We start from the raw sequence: 22,800 nt of genomic DNA on the forward strand, positions 1-22,800 counted from the left end.
ACGCTGAAGGGCGTGCCGACCGGATTACGCCCGCTGCTGAACATCGGCGTGGTGTTGGTTGTGGCGGGGTGCACGGTCAGCCCGCCGCCGGCGCCGCAAAGCACGGAGACCACCCAGAGCACACCGCCGCCGCCGGCCAAGGCGACGCAGATCATCATGGGTATCGACGCCATCGGCGCCGGATTCAATCCGCATCTGCTCTCCGATCAGTCGCCGGTCAACGCCGCGATCAGTGCGTTGGTGTTGCCATCGTCGTTTCGGCCGGTGCCGGATCCAGCCAGCCCGACGGGATCACGCTGGGAACTGGACAGAACCCTGCTGGACTCCGCGGAAGTGACCAGCCAAAACCCTTTCACCGTCACGTACAAGATCCGGCCCGAGGCGCAGTGGACGGATAACGCGCCGATCGCCGCCGACGATTTCTGGTATTTGTGGCGGCAGATGGTCAGTGAGCCCGGAGTGGTCGATCCGGCGGGCTATGACCTGATCAACGGCGTGCAGTCGATCGACGGCGGGAAGACCGCTGTCGTCACGTTCTCGCAGCCATACCCCGCCTGGCGGGAGTTGTTCAACGACATCGTGCCTGCCCACATCGTCAAAGATGTGCCCGGCGGCTTCCTGGCCGGGCTGGCCCGAGCGATGCCGGTCACCGGCGGACAGTTCCGGGTCGAGAGCATCGATCCGCAGCGCGATGAGATTCTGCTGGCCCGTAATGACCGGTACTGGGGTCAACCGGCCCAGCCCGATCAGATCCTCTTCCGCCGCGCCGGCGCACCCGCTGCGCTGGCCGACTCCATCCGCAACGGCGATACCCAGGTCGCCCAGGTGCACGGCGGCGCGGCGGCATTCGCGCAGCTCTCGGCGATCCCCGATGTCCGGACCGCACGCATCGTGACACCGCGTGTCATGCAGTTACTGCTGCGGGCCCAGCAGCCGCAACTCACCGATCCCCAGGTCCGCAAGGCGCTGCTCGGCCTGCTCGATGTCGATCTGCTGGCCGCGGTTGGCGCGGGCAGCGACAACACGGTCACGTTGGCTCAAGCGCAGGTCCGGTCCCCATCCGATCCCGGTTATGTGCCGACCGCGCCGCCGGCGATGACGCAGGACGCCGCGCTCGCGCTATTGGCGCAGGCCGGTTACGTCATCGATCGGGATACCCCCACCTCGTCGACGTCACCGGCCCCGTCGGCCGGCTCGCGGACGTCGAGCACGCCGACGCCGCCGCCTGAGGTCACTCGCGGTCGGATCAGTAAGGACGGCGAGCAACTGTCGCTGGTGCTCGGGGTTGCCTCAAACGACCCGACATCAGTGGCCGTCGCCAATACCGCGGCCGATCAACTTCGCAATGTGGGGATCGCGGCGTCGGTCTCGGCGCTGGATCCCGTTGTGCTCTATGGCGATGCGCTGGCCAATAATCGGGTCGATGCGATCGTCGGCTGGCACAGCGCCGGCGGTGACTTGGCGACGTTGTTGGCATCGCGTTACGGCTGCCCGGCTTTGGAAGCGACGGCCGTATCACCGGCCCCCGCCCCCGGTTCGACGCCGACGCCGACGACGACATCGGTGGCGCCATCTTCAACGGGTGCCGCGACGACGACTGCGACCACCGGAACCGCAACGCCGGTGCCTGCGCCCGAATCCGGCGAACTCGTGATGGCGCCATCGAACCTGACCGGGATCTGCGACCGTAGTATTCAGCCCAATATCGATGGGGCACTTGATGGTTCGATGAACATCAACGATGTCATCACCGCGGTCGAACCCCGGCTGTGGAACATGTCAACCGTACTGCCGATCCTGCAGGACACCACGATTGTCGCCGCTGGCCCGTCCGTGCAGAACGTCAGCTTGACCGGCGCAGTGCCGGTCGGCATCGTCGGGGATGCGGGCAACTGGGCCAAGACTCCGTAGCGGAGTTCGCCACGTCAGTCGTGAAACAAACCGTCTCTGAACAAAACTCGGCCCCGCTCCGGAAGATTCCAGAGCGGGGCCGAGGTTTGGCCGGTAGCGACTACTTACTTGTCGGCGCCACTGCCCGCTGACTTCGCGGACGTCTTGTCGGCTTTCTTGTCTGCACCGACTGCCTTCTTCACCTGATCGCGGATCTTCTTGATCGGGTTGTCCGCCTTGGCCGGGGCATCGGCCTTGGTGGGCGAATCCGCCTTGGCCGGGGCGTCGGCCTTGGTGGGTGCGTCGGCCTTGGTGGTGGTGCTGTCAGTGCTTGACGTAGACGAATCGGCGGCCGCTGTGGCCTTGGTTGCAGCCTTCGTCTTCGTCGGTGCCGGCGCCGCAGTGAGGGCCTTCGGCACGGACAGTGTCGTCACCGCACTGGCGGCCGGTGTCGACGGGTCGGCGACCTTGGCCAGGCTCGTCGAGTTGTCGGCCACCTTCGCTGCGGCCAGTGACGTCGTTGCGTTCGGAGTCGGCGTGGTGCTCGCCGGATTCGTCAACGCGTTCAGCGCATTGAGGCTGGCAGTGGTCAACGTGGTGTTGACCGCTGCAGCTGTGCCAAGACCGGTCTCGGTGACGGCCGCCAATGTGCCGAGCCCGGTTGCGATACCGGTGTTGAGGCTGGCCAGATTCTGGTTCAGGGCCGTGGAGCCGCCCTGGGCCAGGATCGCCCCTGCCGCAACGTAACTCGCCGGATTCAGCGGAGCCGACGCAACCGTGTTGAGCGCAGCCAGGGTGGCCGCGGTCAGGGTGGTGTTCGTCGCTGCGGCGCTGCCAAGTCCGATGCTCGTCAATGCGGCGAGACCGCCAAGACCCTGGCTGATCTGCGTGTTCATGCCGGCAAGGCTCTGGTTGAACGCCGTCGAGCCGCCGTTGATCAGGAAGCCCAGCGCCGTCGCCACATCACCCGGGCCAGGAATGCCCAGAGCAGAGGCCGCCGCGGTCGGTACTGCCAGCGCGTTCGTGGTGGCTGCCGCGAGCGTGCTCGTGGTGGTCACCGGAGGCGTCAACAGAGCCGCCAGGGCGGCCAGCGTGGTGTTGGTCAGCGTGGTGTTGACCGCCGAGATACCGCCGAGCGCGGTGCTGGTGACCGTCTGCAGCGTGCCAAGGCCCTGCCCGATGGCCGTGTTCATGGTGGCCAGGTTCGAGTTGAATGCCAGTGATCCGCCAGTGATCAGCAGTCCGAGCGCCGTCGCGTAGGAGGCCGGGTTGAGCGGCGCCGCTGCGACCGAACCCAAGGCCAGCAATCCGTAGTTCGTCAGCAGGTTGTTGACCGCGACAGCGCCACCGAGAGTGGTGCTGGTGACCGCGGCCAAACCGCCCAAGCCCTGCGAGATTTCGGTGTTGAGGGTGGCCAGGCTCTGGTTCAAGGCGGTCGAACCGCCGGAGATCAGGATGCCCAGCGCGGAGGCGACGTCATTTGGTCCCGGGATCACCAGCGCCGAGGCGGAGGCTGTGGCCGTGACGTCGGCCGCCGGAGTGACAGCCGCCGTAACAGTTGCGGTGGCGTCCGCCACGGGTGTGACCTCTGGCGGCGCGGTGAGCGCTCCCAGTGCGGCCAGCCCATAGGTGGTCAGGATGCTGTTGACCGCTGAAACTCCACCCAGTTCGGTGGAGGCGACAGCCGACACCGTGCCCAGCGCCTGGCCGATTCCGGTGTTGAGGCTGGCCAGACCCTGATTGAACGCGGTCGAGTGTCCGGTGACCAGCAAGGTCAGCGCGGCAGCGTAGCTGGCCGGGTTGAGCGGATTGGCCGCCACCGCACCGAACGCGGCGAGGCCGGAGTTCGTCAGGGTGGTGTTGATCGCCGAGAGGCCGCCGAGGGCAGTGCTGGTGACGGCTGACACTCCACCAAGTGCCTGGCCGATAGCGGTGTTGGTGGTGGCCAGGCTCGAGTTGAATGCCAGGGATCCGCCGGTGAGCAGGAGGCCCAGGGCCGAGCCGATATCGGTTGGGGTGGGCAGCGCCAGCGCAGCGGCAGTCGGGATGGCGGCGGCGATGGCGGCCGGTGTGGCCGCAATGGCCTCCGCCGGGGAGGTCAAGAGGTTCAGCGCCAGCAGGGCGTACTGAGTCAGGGTGCTGTTGATCGCGGACACTCCGCCGAGCGCGGTGCTGGTCACGGTCGCCAGACCGCCCAAGCCCTGGCTGACGCCGGTGTTCGTACCAGCCAACGACTGGTTGACCGCCAAGGACCCACCCTGAACCAGGATGCCCATCGCGGTGGTGAAGCTCGCCGGGTTCGTCGGGTCGGCCGCAACGGCCTGCAGCGCGGCCAAGCCGTACTGGGTCAGGGTCGAATTGATCGCCGACGTCGTGCCGAGAGCGGTCGACGAGACCGCCTGGACCGTCCCGAGTCCCTGGGCGATACCGGTGTTCGTGCTGGCCAGGCCCTGATTGAAGGCAACTGACCCGCCAGTGATCAGGAGGCCGACGGCGCCCGCAATATCGGAGGGGGTGAAGGCGGACAGCTCGATGTTGTCGACCGCCACTACGGGATGACCGGCGTGGAGCTGGATGTCGGGCGGTGAGAGCTGAAGCGGGGCCAAAGCGATCGCTCCGGCTCCGACCATAGCTACGCCTGCCGTGAGATATGAACGAACTGAAACTTCCATGAAGACCCCTCTGATAAGTGCGCTGGTGCGGCTGTTGCAACCCCGACGTGATGGAACCGTAACCGCGAAAACAGGGCGAGAACAAGTCCAAGATCAAAAAAAATCGTTTGCTGACGTTCGCGTCAAATATTTGAAAACCAGTCTTTGAACTGGGATTTATTGCTGGCAATGATCCAAGAAGGCGATTGCTGATTTGCTAGCAAAGTTCGCTGGCATAAGTCGACCTATTCGGGATCCGCACCGGCGGAGCGCCCGGCCGCATCGAGATGTTGTGCATGGCTAATTAGCTGAGCTGGCGACGTCGTGCGCAAGCTCCAACCCTGTGACTGATGTTGCACGTGTGCCAGTTTGTGCTGCAGGGTCGATGTGCTGCGCTTCGCCGACTTTTCCGAGATGCCCATCGGGCCCCGACATCCGTGGCGCAGGGAACTGGATCGCTTGGTTCCAGTTACCAACAAGCCCATGTGTAAGTAGTTTGCTGAATGAAGGCGCCACGGTTCGCCTGGCAGAATTGTCATAGTTGCGACATGGAAGCCGTTGTCGGCGTGTCGGAAGTTTCCTGAGAACGATTTAGGTTGTCGCGTGCAGCTTTACAAATACTGCTCAGGTAAAGCTCAGCTCTGTCTCAGGTATCAATCGTTAACTGACCCCTGTACCCCATGTTGCCCGGAGCTAAACAATGCGGTGCGACTATTTGCTCCGCCGGGTCATGGGGCAGTGTCGCCATGCCTACGCTCGCCGAGCACCCGCAGGCCGTGCGCGGTGGTGGCAGTCGCGAGGAATACCACCAAAAGCCACCAGGGCGGGCGGGCTAACTCCCAGACGAAGATCGCGGCCCAGACCGGGGAGCGTTGGGTAATGGCGAGAACCCCCGCCGCGCATGCCAACGACAGCGCGGGCACGCTGACAGTCAGATCCGTGCAGGTGTCGATGGTCAAAGCGATCACCGAGCCGAGTGCGGCGCCGGTGGCCAACGACGGAGTGAGCATCCCTCCGACGGCTCCTGCCCGCAGGAAGGCCGCGGTGAGCAGTGGTTTCAGCAGGAGGATCACGGCGGCGGCACCCAGAGTCATTCCGCTGTTGAGGCTGACCGTGAGAATGCTCTTGCCGTTCCCTGGTAATTCGGGGAACCAGTGCGAACAGATCCCGACCAGCAGTCCGGCGGCGGCGATGGCGGGGATCAATACCCACGACGTACGCACCTGCTTGGGCTGGGCGATCGACATCAACCGGTTGAACAGCAGCCCCGCAGCCAGCGCCAGCGGGGCCAGCAGCACGGCGAATGCGGTCAGCAGATAGGACAGACTCGGATCGGGCCACGCCAGCGGGGTGGCGTCACCGGTGACCGGCGACGCGACCGCGACACCGAGGCTGGAGGTGATCAATGCGGTGCCCAGGACGCGAGGGTGCCAGGAACCCAACAGGATTCGGGCCGCGAAGAGGGCGCCCCCGATCGGCACGCTGTAGACCGCACCCAGTCCGGCCCCGGCCGCGCAGGCGAGCAGGATCTCACGGTCTCGCGGCGTCAGCGAGCCCATCGTCGACCCCAGCTTGGAACCGGTCGTCATCCAGCGCGATATGCCCAGATCGCCGAGGGCGGCGGAGAACTGTCGGGGCGCACCTTCGCGCCCCAGCGAGGCGCCGGACCCGACGGTCAGTACCTGCAGCGCGGCATCGATGCTCATTGTCATGTGCGGGAACCGCTGACCTGGCTTGATGACCTGAGTCAGGGCTGGCACCACGGTCCGGCGTCGCAACAACCACCAACCGCAGCCGGCCAGGGCGCCACCCACCATCGGTCCAAGGGCGCGTCGGACCGGGCTGCTCTGCGAAATACCGTCCAGCAAGGTGCCGAATGAGTAGTGGTAAGTCAGGTGTTCGACGCCGTGCAACAACAATGTCGTCGCTGCCCCCGCCAGCCCGGCCAGGATGCCGATCAAGACCACTGCACAGCCGTATTCGAGATGGCGCCGTGTCACCGGCTGAATCTATGGCAGCGGCAGCCGAACCGTCGTAGTTCAGGACTGCCGCCGGTGAGAGAAAGCCCGCCGGAGCCCACTTGAGTAGGGTGGCCCGATGCTGTCAGACGGCTCTCCTCGGCTGCTTTTCGTCCACGCCCACCCCGATGACGAAAGCCTGAACAACGGTGCCACGATCGCGCACTACGCGGCACTCGGCGCCGAGGTAAACGTCGTGACGTGCACGCTCGGCGAAGAGGGTGAGGTGATCGGCGACCGCTGGGCACAGCTCGCCGTCGACGGTGCTGATCAACTCGGCGGCTACCGGATCGCAGAACTCACCGCCGCCCTGCGCGCGCTGGGGATCGGCGACCCGATCTTTCTCGGTGGAGCTGGACACTGGCGAGATTCCGGGATGGCGGGCACCGAAGCGCGTTCGGGTGCGCGGCGATTCGTCGATTCCGACGATTCTGAGGCGGTCGGTGCGCTGGTCTCGATCATCCGGGAGTTGCGGCCGCACGTCGTCGTGACCTATGACCCGGACGGCGGTTACGGGCACCCGGACCATATCCGGGCCCACGAGATCACCACCGCCGCGGTGGAAGCAGCCGAGGGGGAGCAGTACCCCGGCTCGCCGTGGACCGTGCCGAAGTTCTACTGGACGGTGATGGCGACCAGTTCGTTCGAAGCCGCTGCCGCCCAGCTCGAGGAGCGGGATCTGCAACCCGGCTGGGAACTGGCCACCGGCGCCGGTGAACGCGGGTGGGCCGATGAAGTGATCACCGCAGTCATCGATGCGACGCACGTACTGAGCGCCAAGACCGCGGCGCTGGCCGCCCATGCGACGCAGGTGACGGTCGGGCCGACGGGCCGGGCCTGCGCCTTGTCCAACAATCTGGCGCTGCCGGTTCTGGGCCGCGAGCATTATGTCCTGGTCCGGGGTGAAGCGGGCGCACGCGATGACAAGGGTTGGGAGACAGATCTCCTGGCCGGCCTGTAGCGACCGATAAGCGCCGGCGGGGCTGCCCCCTCTGCAGCCCCGCCGACGAGTCCGGGTGGTCGGTCGAGCGGGACGTCAGTCCTGAATTCGACGGAACCGACGCGTCCGGCGTTTCGACTTGTCGGCACCCCTGACCTGCCTGCGCCCGCTGGCGGAGTCATGTTCGGTGAAGGCCACCTGCGCGATGATCGCGGCGCATGCTCTGCTGCTCATGTCCTCGTCCCCCTGTTGTCGAGTAGTCCTGGCGTAGAACTGAAATTACGGTCATATCCAGGTAAAACAAGGCGCTGACCAGTACTCACGTAGCGCCAGAACGACATTCGAGTAGCCACTACTCAGTCAGTCGGCCGCTTAGGCCGTCACCACAAACCTGGCGGGGTAAGCTGCGCTGCACGCGGAACGTTTGAAGGGACGACCATGGACCCAGATCTGGACCCGAATCTGCAGCACTGGCAGGACCGCCTGGACAACTTCCAGTGGGTGGTGGGTTCGCTTACCGCGCTGCTCGACAGCATGCCGACCTGACGGTCGTTTCCCCGAGTTCGACGGTCCGTGACGTCCACGCGGCGGTTCCGATGATGCGCGCGTTCGTGCTGGCGCTGCTAGCGGTCGACGGCATCCTGTGCGCGGTAGCGTCTGCGCTGCTTCTCCCGCTGCATATCGGCGCGATCCCATTCCCGATCAGTGCGCTGGTAGCCGGCCTGGTGAACATGGCCCTGGTATGGGCGGGGATGTACTGGTCGCCGTCGAACAGACTTGCCGCACTTCCGCTTTGGACGTGGCTTCTGAGCATCGGGGCCCTGACGTTCGCAGGTCCCGGTGGCGATATCGTCTTCAGCGACGTAGGCCCGATGTTGTTGATCCTCGTCGTCGGCGCCGCACCGGCCACCTGGCTTCTCTGGCGGCGCACGCAGACCAACCAGCTGCCACCGTCACCATCACTGCCGGTCAACCGCAAGCGGATTCGGCAGGGCTGAGCTACCTCGCGCTCACTCCCCGCCCGCGCCGGAACCGGCCGCCTTGGCCGCCGAGCGGGTGGACTTCCCGGACTTCGTTGCGCTCTTGGCCGCTTTCTTCTCTCCGGTGGCGGCTCCGGAGGCCGCTGCGGTGGGGGATGCGTTGGCGGGAGTGCTCGACTCCGATGCGTCGGCGACCTTCCCAATGGTGACTGTCCCCTTGGCGCGCGGCGGCGTGGCGACCGTTGTCTCCGCGGCATCCGCCACATCGGCCACGACGTCGGCCACTGTTGCAGTCGAGGTGTCAACGACAGTCTTGACCGTATCGGCGGCGGTCTCGGTGGTAGCGCTTGCGGTCTCCACCCCGTCCTCGACGGGGTCGCTGACGGGCGCCAGGGCCGCCTTCGTGCCCTTCGCGAGCGGTGAGGTCGACGCCAGATCCGCGGTGAGGCCGGAGGTCAGGGTCGCCGTGCTGGTGGCGTTGGCGGTCGATGCGGTCGCGAGAATCGGTGGCCACGGCGGAATCGGAGGCAGCGGCGGGATCCACGACAGGAAATAGCTGATGACGAGGTTTACCTCGTTGATGCCGACGTTGAGCAGTGACGCCACGGAGGTGTAGGCCACAGCGGCGATTCCATTGGCCCAGACCGCCAGGTTCAGCGGGTCATTGAGCACCGGTGTTACCAGGTCGTAGACCACGCTGTCGGTGACATCGGTGATCGGTGGGTAGATGGCCCCGATCTGGTTGGAGATGATCCAGCCGAACGGGACGAACTGCAGGACGTAAGGCGCCAGCTCGAGCGCGAAGTAGTCCGCGTAGGTCATGACGAAGTTGTAGGCATTGATCACGGCGTCGGACACCGCGTTCTGGGTGGTGATGACATCGGCGGCGGCCGGCACACCGGCAGCGGCGGCGTACGTTCCGATCTCGGCCAGAGCCGAGGTCACCTGCTGCGCAGACAGCGTCTGTACCGCGGCCGAGAGATCGACCGACCGGGTCACCGCGGCATGCGGGGTGGGCACGGGGGCGATCGACGGCGCCGCCACGATCGCCGTCGCCGTGATGGCGGAAACCCCGGCGGCAAGCACCGAGCGCATCGAGATATCCATGAAGACTCCTGGTGAGGTGGGCCGACCCGAGATGAACTTACGCGTGAGTCAGGCGTGCCGCCGGATTTCTGTGCGTGTGTGTCGCAAACCCTGTGAACCTGCTGGGTCGCCTAGGCAGTCACTCGAGTCGCCGCTCAACGCGCCAGCGTATGGGGCTAATGTGGCCGTCATGGCACGTGCCGAAGTTTCAGATAGTGGGACGCACGGATGAATCGCAGTCACCTAGTGGTTACAGGGGAGTGGCTCTGAACCCCCAGCACGGCGCAGCTCTGCCAAGCCCGGTCGTTCCACCCGCAGGCGGTGCACCCAGTCCAGCAGCGATGCGGCGAGTGCTGCGGCGGGCCAGGGACGGCGTGGCGCTCAACGTCGACGAGGCGGCCATCGCGCTGACCGCCCGCGGGGACGATCTGGCCGACCTGTGTGTGAGCGCGGCCCGGGTCCGCGATGCCGGACTGGAGTCTGCCGGTCGGCGTGGGGCGACGGGTCGGCTACCGGTGAGCTATTCGCGCAAGGTCTTCATCCCGATCACCCATCTGTGCCGCGACACCTGCCACTACTGCACGTTCGTCACGGTGCCCGGCAAGTTGCGTGCCCAAGGCAAGGGCATGTTCCTTGAGCCCGACGAGATTCTGGAGATCGCCCGCCAAGGCGGCGCCCTCGGGTGCAAGGAAGCGCTGTTCACCCTGGGCGACCGACCTGAGACGCGGTGGCCCGAGGCCAAGCAGTGGCTCGACGAGCGTGGTTATGACTCGACGCTGGACTATGTGCGAGCGATGGCGATCCGGGTGCTGGAGGAGACCGGGCTGCTACCGCACCTGAACCCCGGTGTGATGAGTTGGACAGAGATGTCGCGACTGAAGCCGGTCGCACCGTCGATGGGCATGATGCTCGAAACGACGTCGCGCCGGTTGTTCGAAACCAAGGGACTGGCGCATTACGGCAGCCCGGACAAGGACCCTGACGTCCGGCTGCGGACGTTGACCGACGCGGGGCGACTGTCCATCCCGTTCACCACCGGCCTGTTGGTGGGGATCGGTGAGACGCTGACCGAGCGTGCCGAGACCATTCATGCGATCCGGAAGTCGCACAAAGAGTTTGGGCATATCCAAGAAGTCATCGTGCAGAACTTCCGGGCCAAGGATCACACGGCGATGGCGGCGACGCCGGACGCCGGGATCGACGATTTCCTGGCTGTCATCGCGGTATCGCGGCTGGTACTCGGTCCCGCAATGCGTATTCAGGCGCCGCCGAACCTGGTCTCACGGGAGGAATGCCTCGCGCTGATCGGTGCGGGTGTCGACGACTGGGGTGGCGTTTCCCCGCTGACCCCTGATCACGTCAACCCTGAACGGCCCTGGCCGGCGCTGGACGAGTTGGCCGAAGTGACCGCCGAAGCCGGTTATGACCTGGTGGAGCGACTGACAGCGCAACCGAAATACGTCCAGGCCGGCTCGGCGTGGATCGATCCCCGGGTAGGCGCGCATGTCAGCGCGCTCGCTGATCCGGACACCGGTTGGGCCCGTGACGTCATTCCGGTCGGGCTGCCGTGGCAGGAACCCGATGAGGCGACCGAATCGCTGGGGCGGACCGATCTGCATACGGCCATCGACACCGAAGGTCGTAACACCGAGACCCGGTCGGATCTCGATAGTGCATTCGGCGACTGGGACTCGATTCGTGACAAGGTGCACGAGCTGGCTGCCCGGGCCCCGGACCGGATCGACACCGATGTGCTCTCTGCACTGCGCTCCGCCGAGCGTGACCCCGCCGGTTGCAGCGATGACGAGTATCTCGCGCTGGCCACCGCAGACGGTCCGGCGCTGGAAGCTGTTACTGCACTGGCCAACTCGCTCCGCAAAGACGTCGTCGGTGACGACGTCACCTTCGTGGTGAACCGCAATATCAACTTCACCAATATCTGCTATACCGGCTGCCGGTTCTGCGCGTTCGCCCAGCGCAAGGGCGATGCGGACGCGTTCTCGCTGTCCACCGGCGAGGTTGCCGACCGGGCGTGGGAGGCGCACGTCGCGGGTGCCACCGAGGTTTGCATGCAGGGCGGGATCGACCCTGAGCTACCGGTGACCGGGTATGCCGATCTGGTGCGGGCGGTCAAGGCCCGGGTGCCCTCGATGCACGTACATGCGTTCTCGCCGATGGAGATCTCCAATGGTGTTACCCGCAGCGGGCTTTCGCTACGGGAGTGGCTGACCAGCCTGCGGGAAGCCGGCCTGGGCAGCATCCCCGGTACAGCGGCGGAAATCCTCGACGACGAGGTCCGCTGGGTACTGACCAAGGGCAAGCTGCCCACCTCGGAGTGGATCGACGTGATCACCACCGCTCATGAGGTGGGGCTGCGCTCCAGTTCGACGATGATGTACGGCCATGTCGATACCCCGAAGCACTGGGTGGGACATCTCAACGTGCTACGCGGAATCCAGGACCGCACAGGCGGTTTCACGGAGTTCGTGCCGTTGCCGTTTGTGCACCAGTCTTCGCCGCTGTACCTGGCCGGGGCCGCTCGCCCAGGTCCGACGCACCGCGATAACCGGGCCGTGCACGCACTGGCACGGATCATGCTGCACGGCCGGATCGACAACATTCAGACCAGTTGGGTCAAGCTCGGCGTCGAGCGCACCCAGGTCATGCTCCAAGGTGGCGCCAATGATCTTGGCGGCACGTTGATGGAGGAGACCATCTCGCGGATGGCCGGATCGGAGAATGGATCGGCGAAGTCGGTTGCCGAGCTGGTCGCCATTGCCGAGGGCATCGGTCGTCCCGCCCGGCAGCGCTCGACAACGTACGCGCCGCTGGCCGCCTGAGGCGCCTCTATCCGCGGAAGGCCCGCGGATCCGGCGCACCGCGCAGCCGGGTGACCGCTTGTGAGATGAGCAGCCCGGATTGAATTCCGAGGGCAATGGAGATCATCGAGATGATGGTGGCACCGAACACGGCGCTGCTGTGACTTCCGACCAACTCGGTGATACCGATCAGCCCGAGCGAACCGGGTACCAGTAGCCAGAACCCGGGCAGGATCAGCGCCATGGTCGGGGGTGTGTTCGGCAGTCGGGAGATCAGCACCGCGCCAATGGTCAGCGCCAGCCCGCCGGAGAAGCCGCTGGCGTAGCTGCCGAGAAGGGCGTTCCCCAGGACCTGCCCCGAGTAGGCCACCAGCAGGATCGCCAGCATCCAGGGCAGGAATCCGCGCGGCGGGCCGAAGAACAACGTGGTGCCGATGGCGTACACCAGCACGCCTAGCCACGGCGCCCACGGCCCGATCAGATTCGCCGGGTTGTCGACCAGATTGGCATCGCCCAAACCCGTCACCTGGGCCGCGATCAGGATGCCGAAGGCCAGCTGTGCGATCCGGATGAAACCTGAGATCAGTCGGCTGGAGCCGGAAACCATTTGGTGAGTGGATAATTCGATGACCGCAAGGGTGATGGCGGCGCCGGGCAGGAAGCAGGCCAGCGGCGCGATCAGCACCCGCAGGCTGCCGATGTTGTAGTGCAGCCGATGGGTGATCCAGAACGAGATCAGCGCGACCAGGAAGGCGCCGATGATCGGGAGCAGCTGCTCGAAGGCGTCGCTGACCCTGGCGACGGTGCTGAGCAGGCCGATCAACAAACCCAGGCAGAGAGCGGCGGCCAGCGCCCACGGAGACGGTTGCAGGATCAGGGCCAGGCCGGCGCTCTGCACGGCATACCCGATGACGCTGACCCAGATCGGGAAGCGCATCGGCAACGCGTCGATGCGATCCAATTCGGCCATCCCGGCATCAGGTGAAATCGAACCGGTCTGCGCCCGGGCGACCAGGCGGGCCAGCGCGAAGGTCTGGTCGTAGCGCAGGTCCCGCTCGGGTCTGGCGATATGCAGGGCGCTGTCGCCGCCGCCGTCGGTGCCGCCGATGTGCACATAGTTCGGCAGCACCAGGATTTCGTGCTGCAGGCCGTAGGCCCTGGCTGTGCTGAGCATGGTCTCTTGGACCAGCGTGACCGGGTAGTTCGCGCCTGACATCGTCGCGCCGAGGCGGGCGACGAAGCTGAGAGCGCCTTGGGTGCAGTGATCGCCGGCGTTCACCCCGCGAATGTAACTCGGATGCGCAGCGATACCGGCCAACCGGCCCGGGAATAGATACGGACTGTGGTCCGGTTATTGTGGGCGATGGCGCCGGGCTGGCCGGCACCCAAGCCAAGGAGTAACCACCATGACCGCAGCAGTAGCCACCGAACTCGGTACCGGAACCTGGGCCATCGACCCGGTCCACTCGTCGATCAGCTTCTCCGTCCGCCACCTGGTGGTAAGCAAGGTGCGCGGTAGCTTCGGTAGTTTCAGCGGTGCCATCACCGTGGCCGAGGATGGCACGCCGTCGGTGACCGCGCAGATCGATGTCGCGTCGGTGCACACCGGGAACGAGCAGCGCGACGCCCACATCAAGGCCGCCGATTTCTTCGATGTCGAGAAGTTCCCGACCGCTGAGTTTGCCGCGACGGGTGTGCGCGCCGATGGCGACAACTACGTCCTCGATGGCGATTTCACCCTCAAGGGCGTTACCAAGCCGATCAGCCTCAGCCTCGAGTTCAATGGCACCAACCCGGGTATGGGACACGGCGCGGTCGCAGGTTTCGAAGCCTCAGTGGTGCTCAACCGCAAGGATTTCGGCATCGATATCGATATGCCGCTGGAGACCGGTGGCGCCGTTGTCGGCGATAAGGTCACCATCACCCTCGAGATCGAAGCGCTCAAGCAGGGCTAGTTCTGACGTGTGATGTCGGCGTGCTCAGTCGCGGTAAAAAGCGAGCGAGCACGCCGAAATCACAGTCGGGCAGCCAGTTCCGTGCCCTGGCGGATCGCGCGTTTGGCATCGAGTTCGGCAGCGACGGCAGCGCCGCCGATGATGTGCGCGATGACACCGCGTTCGCGCAGGTCGTCGTCCAGATCGCGGACCGGCTCCTGTCCAGCGCAGACGATGACGTTGTCGACGTCGAGAACCTGCGGCCGGGCCCGGTCAGAGCCAAAGCTGATGTGCAGACCGTCGTCGTCGATACGCTCGTAGTTCACCGAAGAAAGTTGCTGCACGCCTTTGGCTTTCAGTGACGCACGATGCACCCAGCCGGTGGTCTTACCCAGCCCCCGGCCCTGGGCACCCTTGCTGCGCTGAAGCAGATAGACCTCGCGGACCGGGAGCGCAGGGATCGGGGTGGTCAGCGCGCCGCGGGCCTCCTGCGGGTCGGCCACCCCCCATTCGGCCTTCCACTCCTTGAGGTGCAGCGTCGAGGACTGGTCGGTCACCAGAAACTCACTGACGTCGAAACCGATTCCGCCCGCACCGATTACGGCGACCTTGCGACCGATCGGCCGGGCACCGTAGATGGCCTCCGGGTAGCTCAGCACCTTGGGGTGATCGATACCGGGGATCGACGGCAGCCGCGGTGCCACGCCGGTGGCCAGCACGATTTCGTCGAAACCCACCAGGTCGTCGGCAGCCACCCGGGTGCCCAGTCGGACCCGCACGCCGTACTTGTCGAGCATCGCCGTGTAGTAGCGGATGGTTTCGTTGAATTCTTCTTTACCGGGGATCCGTCGCGCCATATCGAACTGGCCGCCGATGAACGGGTTCGCATCGAACAACGTCACCCGGTGACCGCGTAAGCCTGCGTTGACAGCGGCCGCCAACCCGGCGGGGCCCGCCCCGACGACAGCTACCGAGCGGGCCGTGCGGGTGGGCCCCAGCAGCAGCGTTGTTTCGTGGCCGGCCCGCGGGTTCAGCAGGCAGGACACGGTTTTGTGCACGAACACGTGATCCAGGCAGGCCTGGTTGCACGCGATGCAGGTGTTGATCTCCTCAGCGTGATCGTCCTGCGCCTTGCGCACCCACTCCGGGTCGCTGAGTAGCGGGCGCGCCATCGAGATCAACTTGATCTGTGTCTCGGCCAGTATCTGCTCGGCTGAGGCAGGCATGTTGATCCGGTTGGACGCCACCACCGGGATGCTCACCTGCTCGGCCACCGAATTGCTGATGTCGACGAATGCGTTACCCGGCACTGAGGTGACGATGGTGGGCACGCGGGCCTCATGCCAACCCACCCCGGTGTTGATGATCGTCGCGCCCGCGGCTTCGACTTCGCGTGCCAGCGCGACGATCTCGTCCCAGCTCTGGCCGTCCTCGACATAGTCGGCCATGGACATCCGATAGCAGATGATGAAATCGGTTCCCACCGCCGCCCGGATCCGGCGCACGATCTGCACCGGCAGTCGGCGGCGTTTCACCGGTGTGCCACCCCAGGCGTCCGCTCGTTTATTGGTGCGGGGCGCCAAGAACTGATTCAGCAGATAGCCTTCGCTGCCCATGACTTCGACACCGTCGTACCCGGCCTCACGGGCCAGCGTCGCGCACCGGACGAAATCGTCGATGGTGTCCTGCACCCCCTTGGACGACAGCTTCCGCGGTCGAAAGGGGTTGATGGGGGCTTTGATTGACGACGCACTCGCCGAGAGCGGGTGATAGGCATACCGGCCCGCATGCAGGATCTGCAGCAGGATCTTCGCCCCGCCGTCGTGCACTGCGGTGGTGATGGTCCGGTGCCTGCGGGCTTCCGTCGAGGTCAGCAGTTGGGCGGCGAAGGGCAGCAGCCAGCCGGTGCGGTTGGGCGCGTAACCGCCAGTGATGATCATGCCGACGCCACCGCGGGCGCGTTCGGCAAAGTACTCGGCCAGCCGGTCGGTGTCACGGGCACGGTCTTCCAACCCGGTGTGCATCGAGCCCATGATCACCCGGTTGCGCAGCGTCGTGAAGCCAAGGTCCAGGGGGGACAGCAGATTCGGATAGGGATCAGCCGTCATGGGAGCCTCCCAAGGCCGTCAATATCTCGTCGAGCCAGTCGATGGAGCTTTCCTCGGCGCGGATACCGCCGCGAAGCACCAGGTGCTGGTGCAGCGCGGTGCCCCGCAGAGCGCCGGGGTCGGGGAACTGCTGCTTCTCCAAGCCCCGGTACACATCCAGTAGTGCGGCCCGCTCGGTGCGCAGTGCGGCAATTTGCTCACGCAGCAAGCGGACATCTCCGTACTCGGCGCCGCGCAGCTTGACGGCCAGATCGCGGTTGCGGCTGTCGCCGACCGCGCTACGGATGCCCTTTCCGGCCCCGGGGCCAGGATCGGCGATCCACCGGGCCAACTCCGCGCGGCCCGCCTCGGACACCGTGTACACCTTTTTGTCGGGTCGCCCGTGCTGCGTCACCGGTGTCACATGCACCCAGCCGTCGACCTCCATGGTCCGCAGCGTTCGGTAGATCTGCTGATGGGTGGCCGACCAGAAATACCCGATGGATCGGTCGAATCGCCGCGCCAACTCATAGCCGGATCCGGACTGCTCGGACAGCGACACCAGGATCGCGTGCGGGAGTGCCACGGCGGCAGCCTAGGTGGTAGCGCGGGGCCTATGCAACTGGTTGCAGTGCAGCGGTGTGCATAGGGGTGGCACCGTTGCACGTTTTCTATATGCAACGTCTAGTATCAGTAACTGCGTTGCCGCACTTCTGAAATAGAAGGGGGCGCGCGGAAAGTTAGGGCACACTGACAAGGCCATCCGGTTTCAGCCACCGGATACTTGGTCAGCAGCTCATCAGAACGGCATCACAGCAGCCCACTGAAGAACCTTGAGGAGAGTTCTGTGACGTACACGATCGCGCAGCCATGTGTCGACGTCAAAGACAAGGCATGTATCGAAGAGTGCCCGGTCGATTGCATCTACGAGGGCGCCCGGATGCTGTACATCCACCCGGACGAATGCGTCGACTGCGGTGCGTGCGAGCCGGTATGCCCCGTCGAGGCCATCTTCTATGAAGACGATGTGCCCGACCAGTGGAGCAGCTACACCCAGGTCAACGCCGACTTCTTCGAGGAGCTCGGTTCGCCGGGCGGGGCCTCGAAGGTGGGACAGACCGATAACGACCCGCAGGCCGTGAAGGATCTGCCGCCGCAAAGCGAAGACTGAGCCATGCCACGCCGACCCGTGTCGGCGGAGTTGCCGGTCTTTCCGTGGGACACCCTCTCGGATGTCACCGCCAAAGCCCGTGCGCACGTCGACGGCATCGTCGACCTCTCGGTCGGCACTCCGGTTGATCCGGTCGCCCCACTGATCCGTGAGGCGCTGGCCGCTGCCAGTGGCGAACCGGGTTACCCCACCACCGCGGGGACAGCCGCATTGCGGCACTCGGCGGTGGCTGCCCTGGAACGTCGGTACGGCGTCACCGGTATCGGCGAGCACGCCGTGCTGCCGGTCATCGGCACCAAAGAGTTGATCGCCTGGCTCCCGACATTGTTGGGGTTGGGCACCGGCGACCTTGTCGTTGTTCCAGAACTGGCCTATCCGACCTACGACGTGGGTGCGCGCCTGGCCGGAGCACACGTCTTGGCGGCCGACTCACTGACGCAAATCGGTCCGCAGTCCCCGGCGCTGGTCTTCGTCAATTCACCGAGCAACCCCACCGGCAAGGTGCTGGGTGTCGACCATCTACGCAAGGTGGTCGACTGGGCTCGCGAGCGCGGCGCGATCATCGCGTCCGACGAGTGCTACCTGGGGTTGAGCTGGGGCACCGAGCCACCGCTGTCGGTGTTGCATCCCTCCGTCAGCGGGGGCGATCACACGGGCCTGCTCGCGGTGCATTCCCTGTCGAAGACCTCGTCGTTGGCCGGCTACCGGGCGGGCTTCGTCACCGGTGACCCCGCGCTGGTCACCGAGTTACTCGCGGTCCGAAAGCATGCCGGCATGATGGTGCCGACGCCGGTGCAGGCGGCCATGATCGCAGCGCTCGACGATGATGCGCACGAGAAGCAACAGCGCGAGAAGTATGCGCGGCGCCGCGATCTGTTGCTGCCCGCGGTGCGGGCGGCCGGGTTCACCGTCGACCATTCCGAAGCGGGACTGTATCTGTGGGCAACGCGGGGTGAGCCGTGCCGTGACACCGTGGCCTGGCTGGCTGAGCGCGGAATCCTGGTGGCGCCGGGGGAATTCTACGGAGCGCGCGGTGCTCAGCATGTCCGGATCGCACTGACGGCTACCGATGAGCGGATCGCTGCTGCGGTCGAACGCCTCACGCCATGACGCACGACGAACACTTCGCGGTCAACAAGGCCTATTGGGATGAACGGGCGCCCGCCCATGCTGAATCACGCGATTACGCAGTGCAGGAACTCATCTCGGATCCGGATCGGCTATCGGACGTAGTTCGGTTCGACCTGCCTCGACTCGGCGATATCAGCGGGATGCGCGGCGTACATCTGCAGTGTCACATCGGCACCGACACCCTGTCGCTGCATCGCCTCGGCGCCACCATGACCGGGCTCGACTTTTCCACTGCTTCGATCGCAGTCGCCCGCCAGCTGGCTGCCGACGCGGGCGCGGACATCACCTTCGTCGAAGCTGATCTCTACAGCGCGGCGGATGTGTTGACCAAGAACAGTTTCGACTTCGTCTTCACTGGAATCGGTGCATTGTGCTGGCTGCCTGATATCGAGCGGTGGGCCGCGACGGTGGCGGCGTTGTTGCGACCAGGGGGCCGGCTGTTTCTGCGCGAAGGCCATCCCATGCTGTGGGCCGTTGACGAAAATCGAACTGACGCACTGGTAGTGGGCTACCCGTATTTCGAGCAATCGGAGCCCGATGAATTCGATAACCCTGGAACGTATGTCGAGACCGACGCACAGTTCAGCCACACCGTGTCGCGCGGATGGAATCACGGACTCGGCCAGATCGTCAGCGCAGTGCTGGCGGCGGGCTTGGAGCTGACCATGCTGGTCGAGCACGATTCTGTGCCGTGGGAGGCGCTACCGGGGCGGATGCGGGGTAACGAAGGCGAATGGCGGCTGGTCGATCATCCTGAGCGGTTGCCGCTGTCGTACACCCTGCAGGCGATCAGGCCGTAACTCGCAGACTCAGCGAAAGTAGCAGCCGCACATCGGGATCGGCCAGGGACGTGGCAAGTACCTGCTCGATTCGACGTACGCGGTAGCGAACGGTGTTGGGGTGCACATGCAGCCATTTCGCGGCCGTCGCGATATCGCCGAAACTGTCCAGATAGGCCCGCAGTGTCTCGGCGAGTATTGGATCCTGTTCGCGTAGAAGATGAATGCGGGGGTCGGTCAGCCGCTCGTTCGAGCCGATCATCGTGACGATCTCGTCGAGCAACACCGTGGTGCGTGCCTCGGCAAGTGAGGTGACGTCGCCGATCGCGCCGGGGTGGCGCTCCGCACTGTCGAGCACGCGGTCCACCTCGGCGCGCGCCGTCGCAGCATTCGCCAGCCCGTCGACCGGCGTGGCGATCACGGCCCGCATCTGCAGGCCCAGCTCAGTGCGCAGTGCGGCGATAGTGCCGCGGATCCAGGACGTCACCGAGGCCGGCTTGCCGATGTCTGGAAACAGCACGTACACCCGGGAGCCGTTCGCCGCCACCTGGGCATCACCACGAAAAGCGTTGGCGCTCAATGCGAGCACATCGGCCACCCGCAACCCGGGCGTGTTCGTCTCGAACGCGATCACCGCCGCCCGCCCATCGGGGGAGATGCTCAACTCGCGGGCGGTGGTCAGTACGTCGACCACGTCGCCGCTACCAGCGTCGCGCAATCCGAGCAGCTGGGCGACGCGCGCCGTGTGGGTCGACGGCGTCGCGGCCAGGCGGGCCATGATCCGCGCGGCCAGCACCGCCCCGCCGCGAAGCACACTGTCGATATCCTCGGCCAGCGGTCGGGAGCCCTGTTGTACCCAGATGGTCCCGGCGAATATCGGTGCCCGCCGCTCATCGGCGGACGGCTGATGGATGCCGATGGCGACCCGCGGTCGCAGGCCGAGTTCTGGCCGCTCATCCACCCGAACCACCTCGCTACCGCCGCGCAGCGCGTCGAAAATGCCCCACTGGGCGATCCATTGCAGATGGTCCGGCGGTCCTGCGCGGCCCAGGATCGACAGCCGCCGCAGATCGTCGGCCTCATCGTTGGACGCCGAGTAGGCCAGCACATGCGATTGTGCATCCTCGATGCTGACCATGCCGTGGGTCCGGTCGGCAATCGACTGGGCCAGTCCGAACAGATCCGTGCCGGAGTCGTGCAACGGGTCGGCGCGGTCCCCGTGATGGTCGAAGACGTGGTTGACCAGACGGTAGAGCCGTTCCCAGCGGGCGCGGGGATCGACGGCCACGACGGCACTGCCCGCCGCCACGGCCTTCGCGACCACGGCGGCAGACGGCTCCTTGATGAAAATGGCGGCCGGCACCCGGGTGGCGATCTGACGGTCGATCCAGCGCAGTGCGTCATCGGCGCCGACCCCCAGCAGGAAGAACGCGTCTGCGGACCCGGCGCTGGGCGCCAAGCCGAGGCGAACGTCGTCGGAATCGATCAGCGCCGCCGACGCCACCGGCAGGTCAAGGCCGCGCGGCGCCTCGACCAGGGTCACCATCGTGGCATCGAGAGCAAGGAGCAGCTGGCCAAGTCCAACCCCGGCAGCCTCCATATTGTCCGATGCTACTAGGTGGCCGCCGCAGTCTTGTCCGTTCAGCTAAGAGATTTGCCACCGGCGTCGGAGATCCTGAACGGCATGGATGCCATCACCGATGTGCCGTTGCCCACCAATGAGCCGGTCCGCGATTACGCACCCCAATCACCAGAACGGGCCCGACTGACCGTCGCGCTGGCCGACCTCGCCGATGCCGCGATCGATCTGCCGCATGTCATCGGTGGGAAACACGCGATGGGCGACGGCGCCCGCATCGACGTCGTTGCGCCACATCGACACGCGTCTGTGCTCGGCACGCTGACCAACGCCGAGCACGCCGACGCGGCCGCCGCTGTCGAAGCGGCTGTGGCCGCCAAGGCCGCGTGGGCCGCGACCCCGTTCGATGAGCGCGCCGCGGTGTTCCTGCGCGCCGCGGACCTCTTGGCCGGTCCGTGGCGGGAGAAGATCGCCGCCGCCACCATGCTGGGGCAATCGAAGACGGCCTATCAGGCGGAGATCGACGCGTCCTGCGAGCTCGCCGATTTCTGGCGGTTCAATGTCGCCTTCGCCAGGCAGATCATGGCGCAGCAGCCGGTCAGTTCCGCCGGGGTCTGGAACCGCACCGATTACCGTCCGCTGGAGGGGTTCGTCTACGCGATCACCCCGTTCAACTTCACCGCCATCGCAGCGAACCTGCCCACCGCACCCGCCTTGATGGGTAACACGGTGATCTGGAAACCATCTGTTACTCAGGCATTTTCGGCGTATCTGACGATGCAGCTGCTGGAAGCCGCCGGTCTGCCACCTGGTGTGATCAACCTGGTCCATGGTGACGGGTTGGCAGTTTCGGAGGTGGTGCTGGCCGATCCTCGCCTCGCCGGTATCCATTTCACCGGTTCGACTGCGACGTTCCAACATCTCTGGCGCGAGGTCGGTGCCAACATCGACCGGTATCACACCTATCCGCGGCTGGTCGGTGAGACCGGCGGCAAGGATTTCGTGGTGGCGCACGCCTCAGCCCGACCGGATGTGCTGCGGACGGCCCTGATTCGTGGTGCGTTCGATTACCAGGGCCAGAAGTGCTCGGCCGCGTCGCGGGCGTTCATCCCACGCTCGGTGTGGCAGCAGATGGGCGATGATTTCCTGGCCGCCACCGAGGCGCTGACGTATGGGGACGTTGCCGATCTGTCGAACTACGGTGGTGCGCTGATCGATGCCCGCGCCTTCGCCAAGAACGTCAACGCGATCGAACGTGCGAAGGGGGCGGCCGGTGTCACGGTCGCCGCCGGTGGCGAATACGACGACAGCGAAGGGTATTTCGTGCGACCCACGGTTCTGCTGTCCGACGACCCGACGGATGAGGCGTTTCGAGAAGAGTACTTCGGCCCGATCCTGGCCGTGCACGTCTACCCCGATGAGGCATACGAGGACATCCTCGACGTGGTCGACTCCGGTGCCAAGTACGCGCTGACCGGTGCCGTCATCGCCGACGACCGCGCCGCCGTATTGACGGCGCAGAACCGATTGCGTTTCGCCGCAGGCAATTTCTACGTCAACGACAAGCCGACCGGCGCAGTGGTGGGACAGCAGCCGTTCGGTGGATCACGGGCATCGGGTACCAACGACAAGGCGGGTTCACCGCTGAACCTGCTGCGGTGGACGTCTGCCCGCTCCATCAAGGAGACGTTCGTGCCGGCGACCGATCACCGCTACCCACATATGGGGGCATGAG

The 22,800-nt window shown here is 65.6% G+C and carries 17 protein-coding genes; 9 read left to right on the forward strand and 8 right to left on the reverse strand.

Annotated elements, in window-relative coordinates:
* The first annotated feature begins 3 nt into the window (after positions 1-3).
* The gene (locus tag ADBZ9O_RS10520; RefSeq protein ID WP_526533039.1) at positions 4-1,911 is read left to right on the forward strand and encodes an ABC transporter family substrate-binding protein; all 1,908 of its coding nucleotides are present in this window, start codon (positions 4-6) and stop codon (positions 1,909-1,911) included.
* Between the two features lie 104 nt (positions 1,912-2,015).
* On the opposite strand, the gene ADBZ9O_RS10525 is transcribed toward ADBZ9O_RS10520, so the two are convergent.
* Together ADBZ9O_RS10525 and ADBZ9O_RS10530 are read right to left on the reverse strand one after the other, a co-directional pair.
* Entirely contained in the window at positions 2,016-4,520 is a 2,505-nt protein-coding gene (locus ADBZ9O_RS10525; protein WP_526530910.1) for a beta strand repeat-containing protein, read from the reverse strand.
* Between the two features lie 749 nt (positions 4,521-5,269).
* Positions 5,270-6,541, reverse strand: a complete 1,272-nt coding sequence (locus tag ADBZ9O_RS10530) for a chloride channel protein (RefSeq protein ID WP_526530912.1) — start codon at positions 6,539-6,541, stop codon at positions 5,270-5,272.
* A gap of 97 nt (positions 6,542-6,638) precedes the next feature.
* Here ADBZ9O_RS10530 and mshB point away from each other — a divergent pair, with 97 nt between their 5' ends.
* Positions 6,639-7,520 carry an N-acetyl-1-D-myo-inositol-2-amino-2-deoxy-alpha-D-glucopyranoside deacetylase gene (mshB, locus tag ADBZ9O_RS10535; RefSeq protein WP_526530914.1) on the forward strand — a complete coding sequence of 294 codons (882 nt, stop codon included), beginning with the start codon at positions 6,639-6,641 and terminating at the stop codon, positions 7,518-7,520.
* A gap of 75 nt (positions 7,521-7,595) precedes the next feature.
* Here mshB and ADBZ9O_RS10540 read toward each other — a convergent pair whose 3' ends face one another.
* Positions 7,596-7,733, reverse strand: a complete 138-nt coding sequence (locus ADBZ9O_RS10540) for a hypothetical protein (protein ID WP_526530916.1) — start codon at positions 7,731-7,733, stop codon at positions 7,596-7,598.
* Between the two features lie 263 nt (positions 7,734-7,996).
* On the opposite strand from ADBZ9O_RS10540, the gene ADBZ9O_RS10545 reads away from it, so the two are divergent.
* The gene (locus ADBZ9O_RS10545) at positions 7,997-8,497 is read left to right on the forward strand and encodes a hypothetical protein (protein WP_526530918.1); all 501 of its coding nucleotides are present in this window, start codon (positions 7,997-7,999) and stop codon (positions 8,495-8,497) included.
* A 12-nt stretch (positions 8,498-8,509) separates the two neighbouring features.
* Here ADBZ9O_RS10545 and ADBZ9O_RS10550 read toward each other — a convergent pair whose 3' ends face one another.
* Positions 8,510-9,586, reverse strand: coding sequence for a hypothetical protein (locus ADBZ9O_RS10550; protein ID WP_526530920.1), 1,077 nt, complete (start codon positions 9,584-9,586; stop codon positions 8,510-8,512).
* 320 nt (positions 9,587-9,906) lie between these two features.
* Here ADBZ9O_RS10550 and ADBZ9O_RS10555 point away from each other — a divergent pair, with 320 nt between their 5' ends.
* Positions 9,907-12,405: a bifunctional FO biosynthesis protein CofGH gene (locus ADBZ9O_RS10555; RefSeq protein ID WP_526533041.1), complete on the forward strand. Its 2,499-nt coding sequence runs from the start codon at positions 9,907-9,909 to the stop codon at positions 12,403-12,405.
* 7 nt (positions 12,406-12,412) lie between these two features.
* On the opposite strand, the gene ADBZ9O_RS10560 is transcribed toward ADBZ9O_RS10555, so the two are convergent.
* Positions 12,413-13,663: a threonine/serine exporter family protein gene (locus ADBZ9O_RS10560; protein ID WP_526530922.1), complete on the reverse strand. Its 1,251-nt coding sequence runs from the start codon at positions 13,661-13,663 to the stop codon at positions 12,413-12,415.
* 127 nt (positions 13,664-13,790) lie between these two features.
* Here ADBZ9O_RS10560 and ADBZ9O_RS10565 point away from each other — a divergent pair, with 127 nt between their 5' ends.
* The gene (locus ADBZ9O_RS10565) at positions 13,791-14,339 is read left to right on the forward strand and encodes a YceI family protein (RefSeq protein ID WP_526530924.1); all 549 of its coding nucleotides are present in this window, start codon (positions 13,791-13,793) and stop codon (positions 14,337-14,339) included.
* 59 nt (positions 14,340-14,398) lie between these two features.
* Here ADBZ9O_RS10565 and ADBZ9O_RS10570 read toward each other — a convergent pair whose 3' ends face one another.
* Positions 14,399-16,426, reverse strand: a complete 2,028-nt coding sequence (locus tag ADBZ9O_RS10570) for an oxidoreductase (protein WP_526530926.1) — start codon at positions 16,424-16,426, stop codon at positions 14,399-14,401.
* On the reverse strand, positions 16,416-16,991 hold the full coding sequence (locus ADBZ9O_RS10575; RefSeq protein ID WP_526530928.1) for a PadR family transcriptional regulator: 576 nt from the start codon (positions 16,989-16,991) through the stop codon (positions 16,416-16,418). Before ADBZ9O_RS10575 ends, ADBZ9O_RS10570 begins: the two co-directional genes overlap by 11 nt.
* Positions 16,992-17,252: 261 nt before the next feature.
* On the opposite strand from ADBZ9O_RS10575, the gene fdxA reads away from it, so the two are divergent.
* From fdxA to ADBZ9O_RS10590, 3 genes are read left to right on the forward strand one after another with little or no spacing between them, the layout of a single operon-like run.
* Positions 17,253-17,576, forward strand: a complete 324-nt coding sequence (fdxA, locus tag ADBZ9O_RS10580; protein WP_526530930.1) for a ferredoxin — start codon at positions 17,253-17,255, stop codon at positions 17,574-17,576.
* Positions 17,577-17,594: 18 nt separating this feature from the next.
* Positions 17,595-18,686, forward strand: a complete 1,092-nt coding sequence (gene dapC, locus ADBZ9O_RS10585; RefSeq protein ID WP_526533042.1) for a succinyldiaminopimelate transaminase — start codon at positions 17,595-17,597, stop codon at positions 18,684-18,686.
* Positions 18,683-19,507, forward strand: coding sequence for a class I SAM-dependent methyltransferase (locus tag ADBZ9O_RS10590; protein ID WP_526530932.1), 825 nt, complete (start codon positions 18,683-18,685; stop codon positions 19,505-19,507). Before dapC ends, ADBZ9O_RS10590 begins: the two co-directional genes overlap by 4 nt.
* Here ADBZ9O_RS10590 and ADBZ9O_RS10595 read toward each other — a convergent pair.
* Entirely contained in the window at positions 19,497-21,086 is a 1,590-nt protein-coding gene (locus ADBZ9O_RS10595; RefSeq protein ID WP_526530934.1) for a PucR family transcriptional regulator, read from the reverse strand. The two genes, ADBZ9O_RS10590 and ADBZ9O_RS10595, sit on opposite strands and share 11 nt — an antisense overlap.
* Before the next feature lie 84 nt (positions 21,087-21,170).
* On the opposite strand from ADBZ9O_RS10595, the gene pruA reads away from it, so the two are divergent.
* Positions 21,171-22,799, forward strand: a complete 1,629-nt coding sequence (pruA, locus tag ADBZ9O_RS10600) for an L-glutamate gamma-semialdehyde dehydrogenase (RefSeq protein WP_526530936.1) — start codon at positions 21,171-21,173, stop codon at positions 22,797-22,799.
* Position 22,800: the final 1 nt, after the last annotated feature.

The organism is Mycobacterium sp. (assembly GCF_965229105.1).
Classification (GTDB): Bacteria; Actinomycetota; Actinomycetes; order Mycobacteriales; family Mycobacteriaceae; genus Mycobacterium.

Bases quoted from the DNA above. Each gene is read 5' to 3' on its own strand.
- ADBZ9O_RS10590 (WP_526530932.1), top strand. From the start codon at position 18,683: ATGACGCACGACGAACACTTCGCGGTCAACAAGGCCTATTGGGATGAA.
- ADBZ9O_RS10565 (WP_526530924.1), top strand. From the start codon at position 13,791: ATGACCGCAGCAGTAGCCACCGAACTCGGTACCGGAACCTGGGCCATC.
- ADBZ9O_RS10525 (WP_526530910.1), bottom strand. From the start codon at position 4,520: ATGGTCGGAGCCGGAGCGATCGCTTTGGCCCCGCTTCAGCTCTCACCG.
- ADBZ9O_RS10570 (WP_526530926.1), bottom strand. From the start codon at position 16,426: ATGACGGCTGATCCCTATCCGAATCTGCTGTCCCCCCTGGACCTTGGC.
- mshB (WP_526530914.1), top strand. From the start codon at position 6,639: ATGCTGTCAGACGGCTCTCCTCGGCTGCTTTTCGTCCACGCCCACCCC.
- ADBZ9O_RS10595 (WP_526530934.1), bottom strand. From the start codon at position 21,086: ATGGAGGCTGCCGGGGTTGGACTTGGCCAGCTGCTCCTTGCTCTCGAT.
- ADBZ9O_RS10550 (WP_526530920.1), bottom strand. From the start codon at position 9,586: ATGGATATCTCGATGCGCTCGGTGCTTGCCGCCGGGGTTTCCGCCATC.
- pruA (WP_526530936.1), top strand. From the start codon at position 21,171: ATGGATGCCATCACCGATGTGCCGTTGCCCACCAATGAGCCGGTCCGC.
- ADBZ9O_RS10540 (WP_526530916.1), bottom strand. From the start codon at position 7,733: ATGAGCAGCAGAGCATGCGCCGCGATCATCGCGCAGGTGGCCTTCACC.
- ADBZ9O_RS10555 (WP_526533041.1), top strand. From the start codon at position 9,907: ATGCGGCGAGTGCTGCGGCGGGCCAGGGACGGCGTGGCGCTCAACGTC.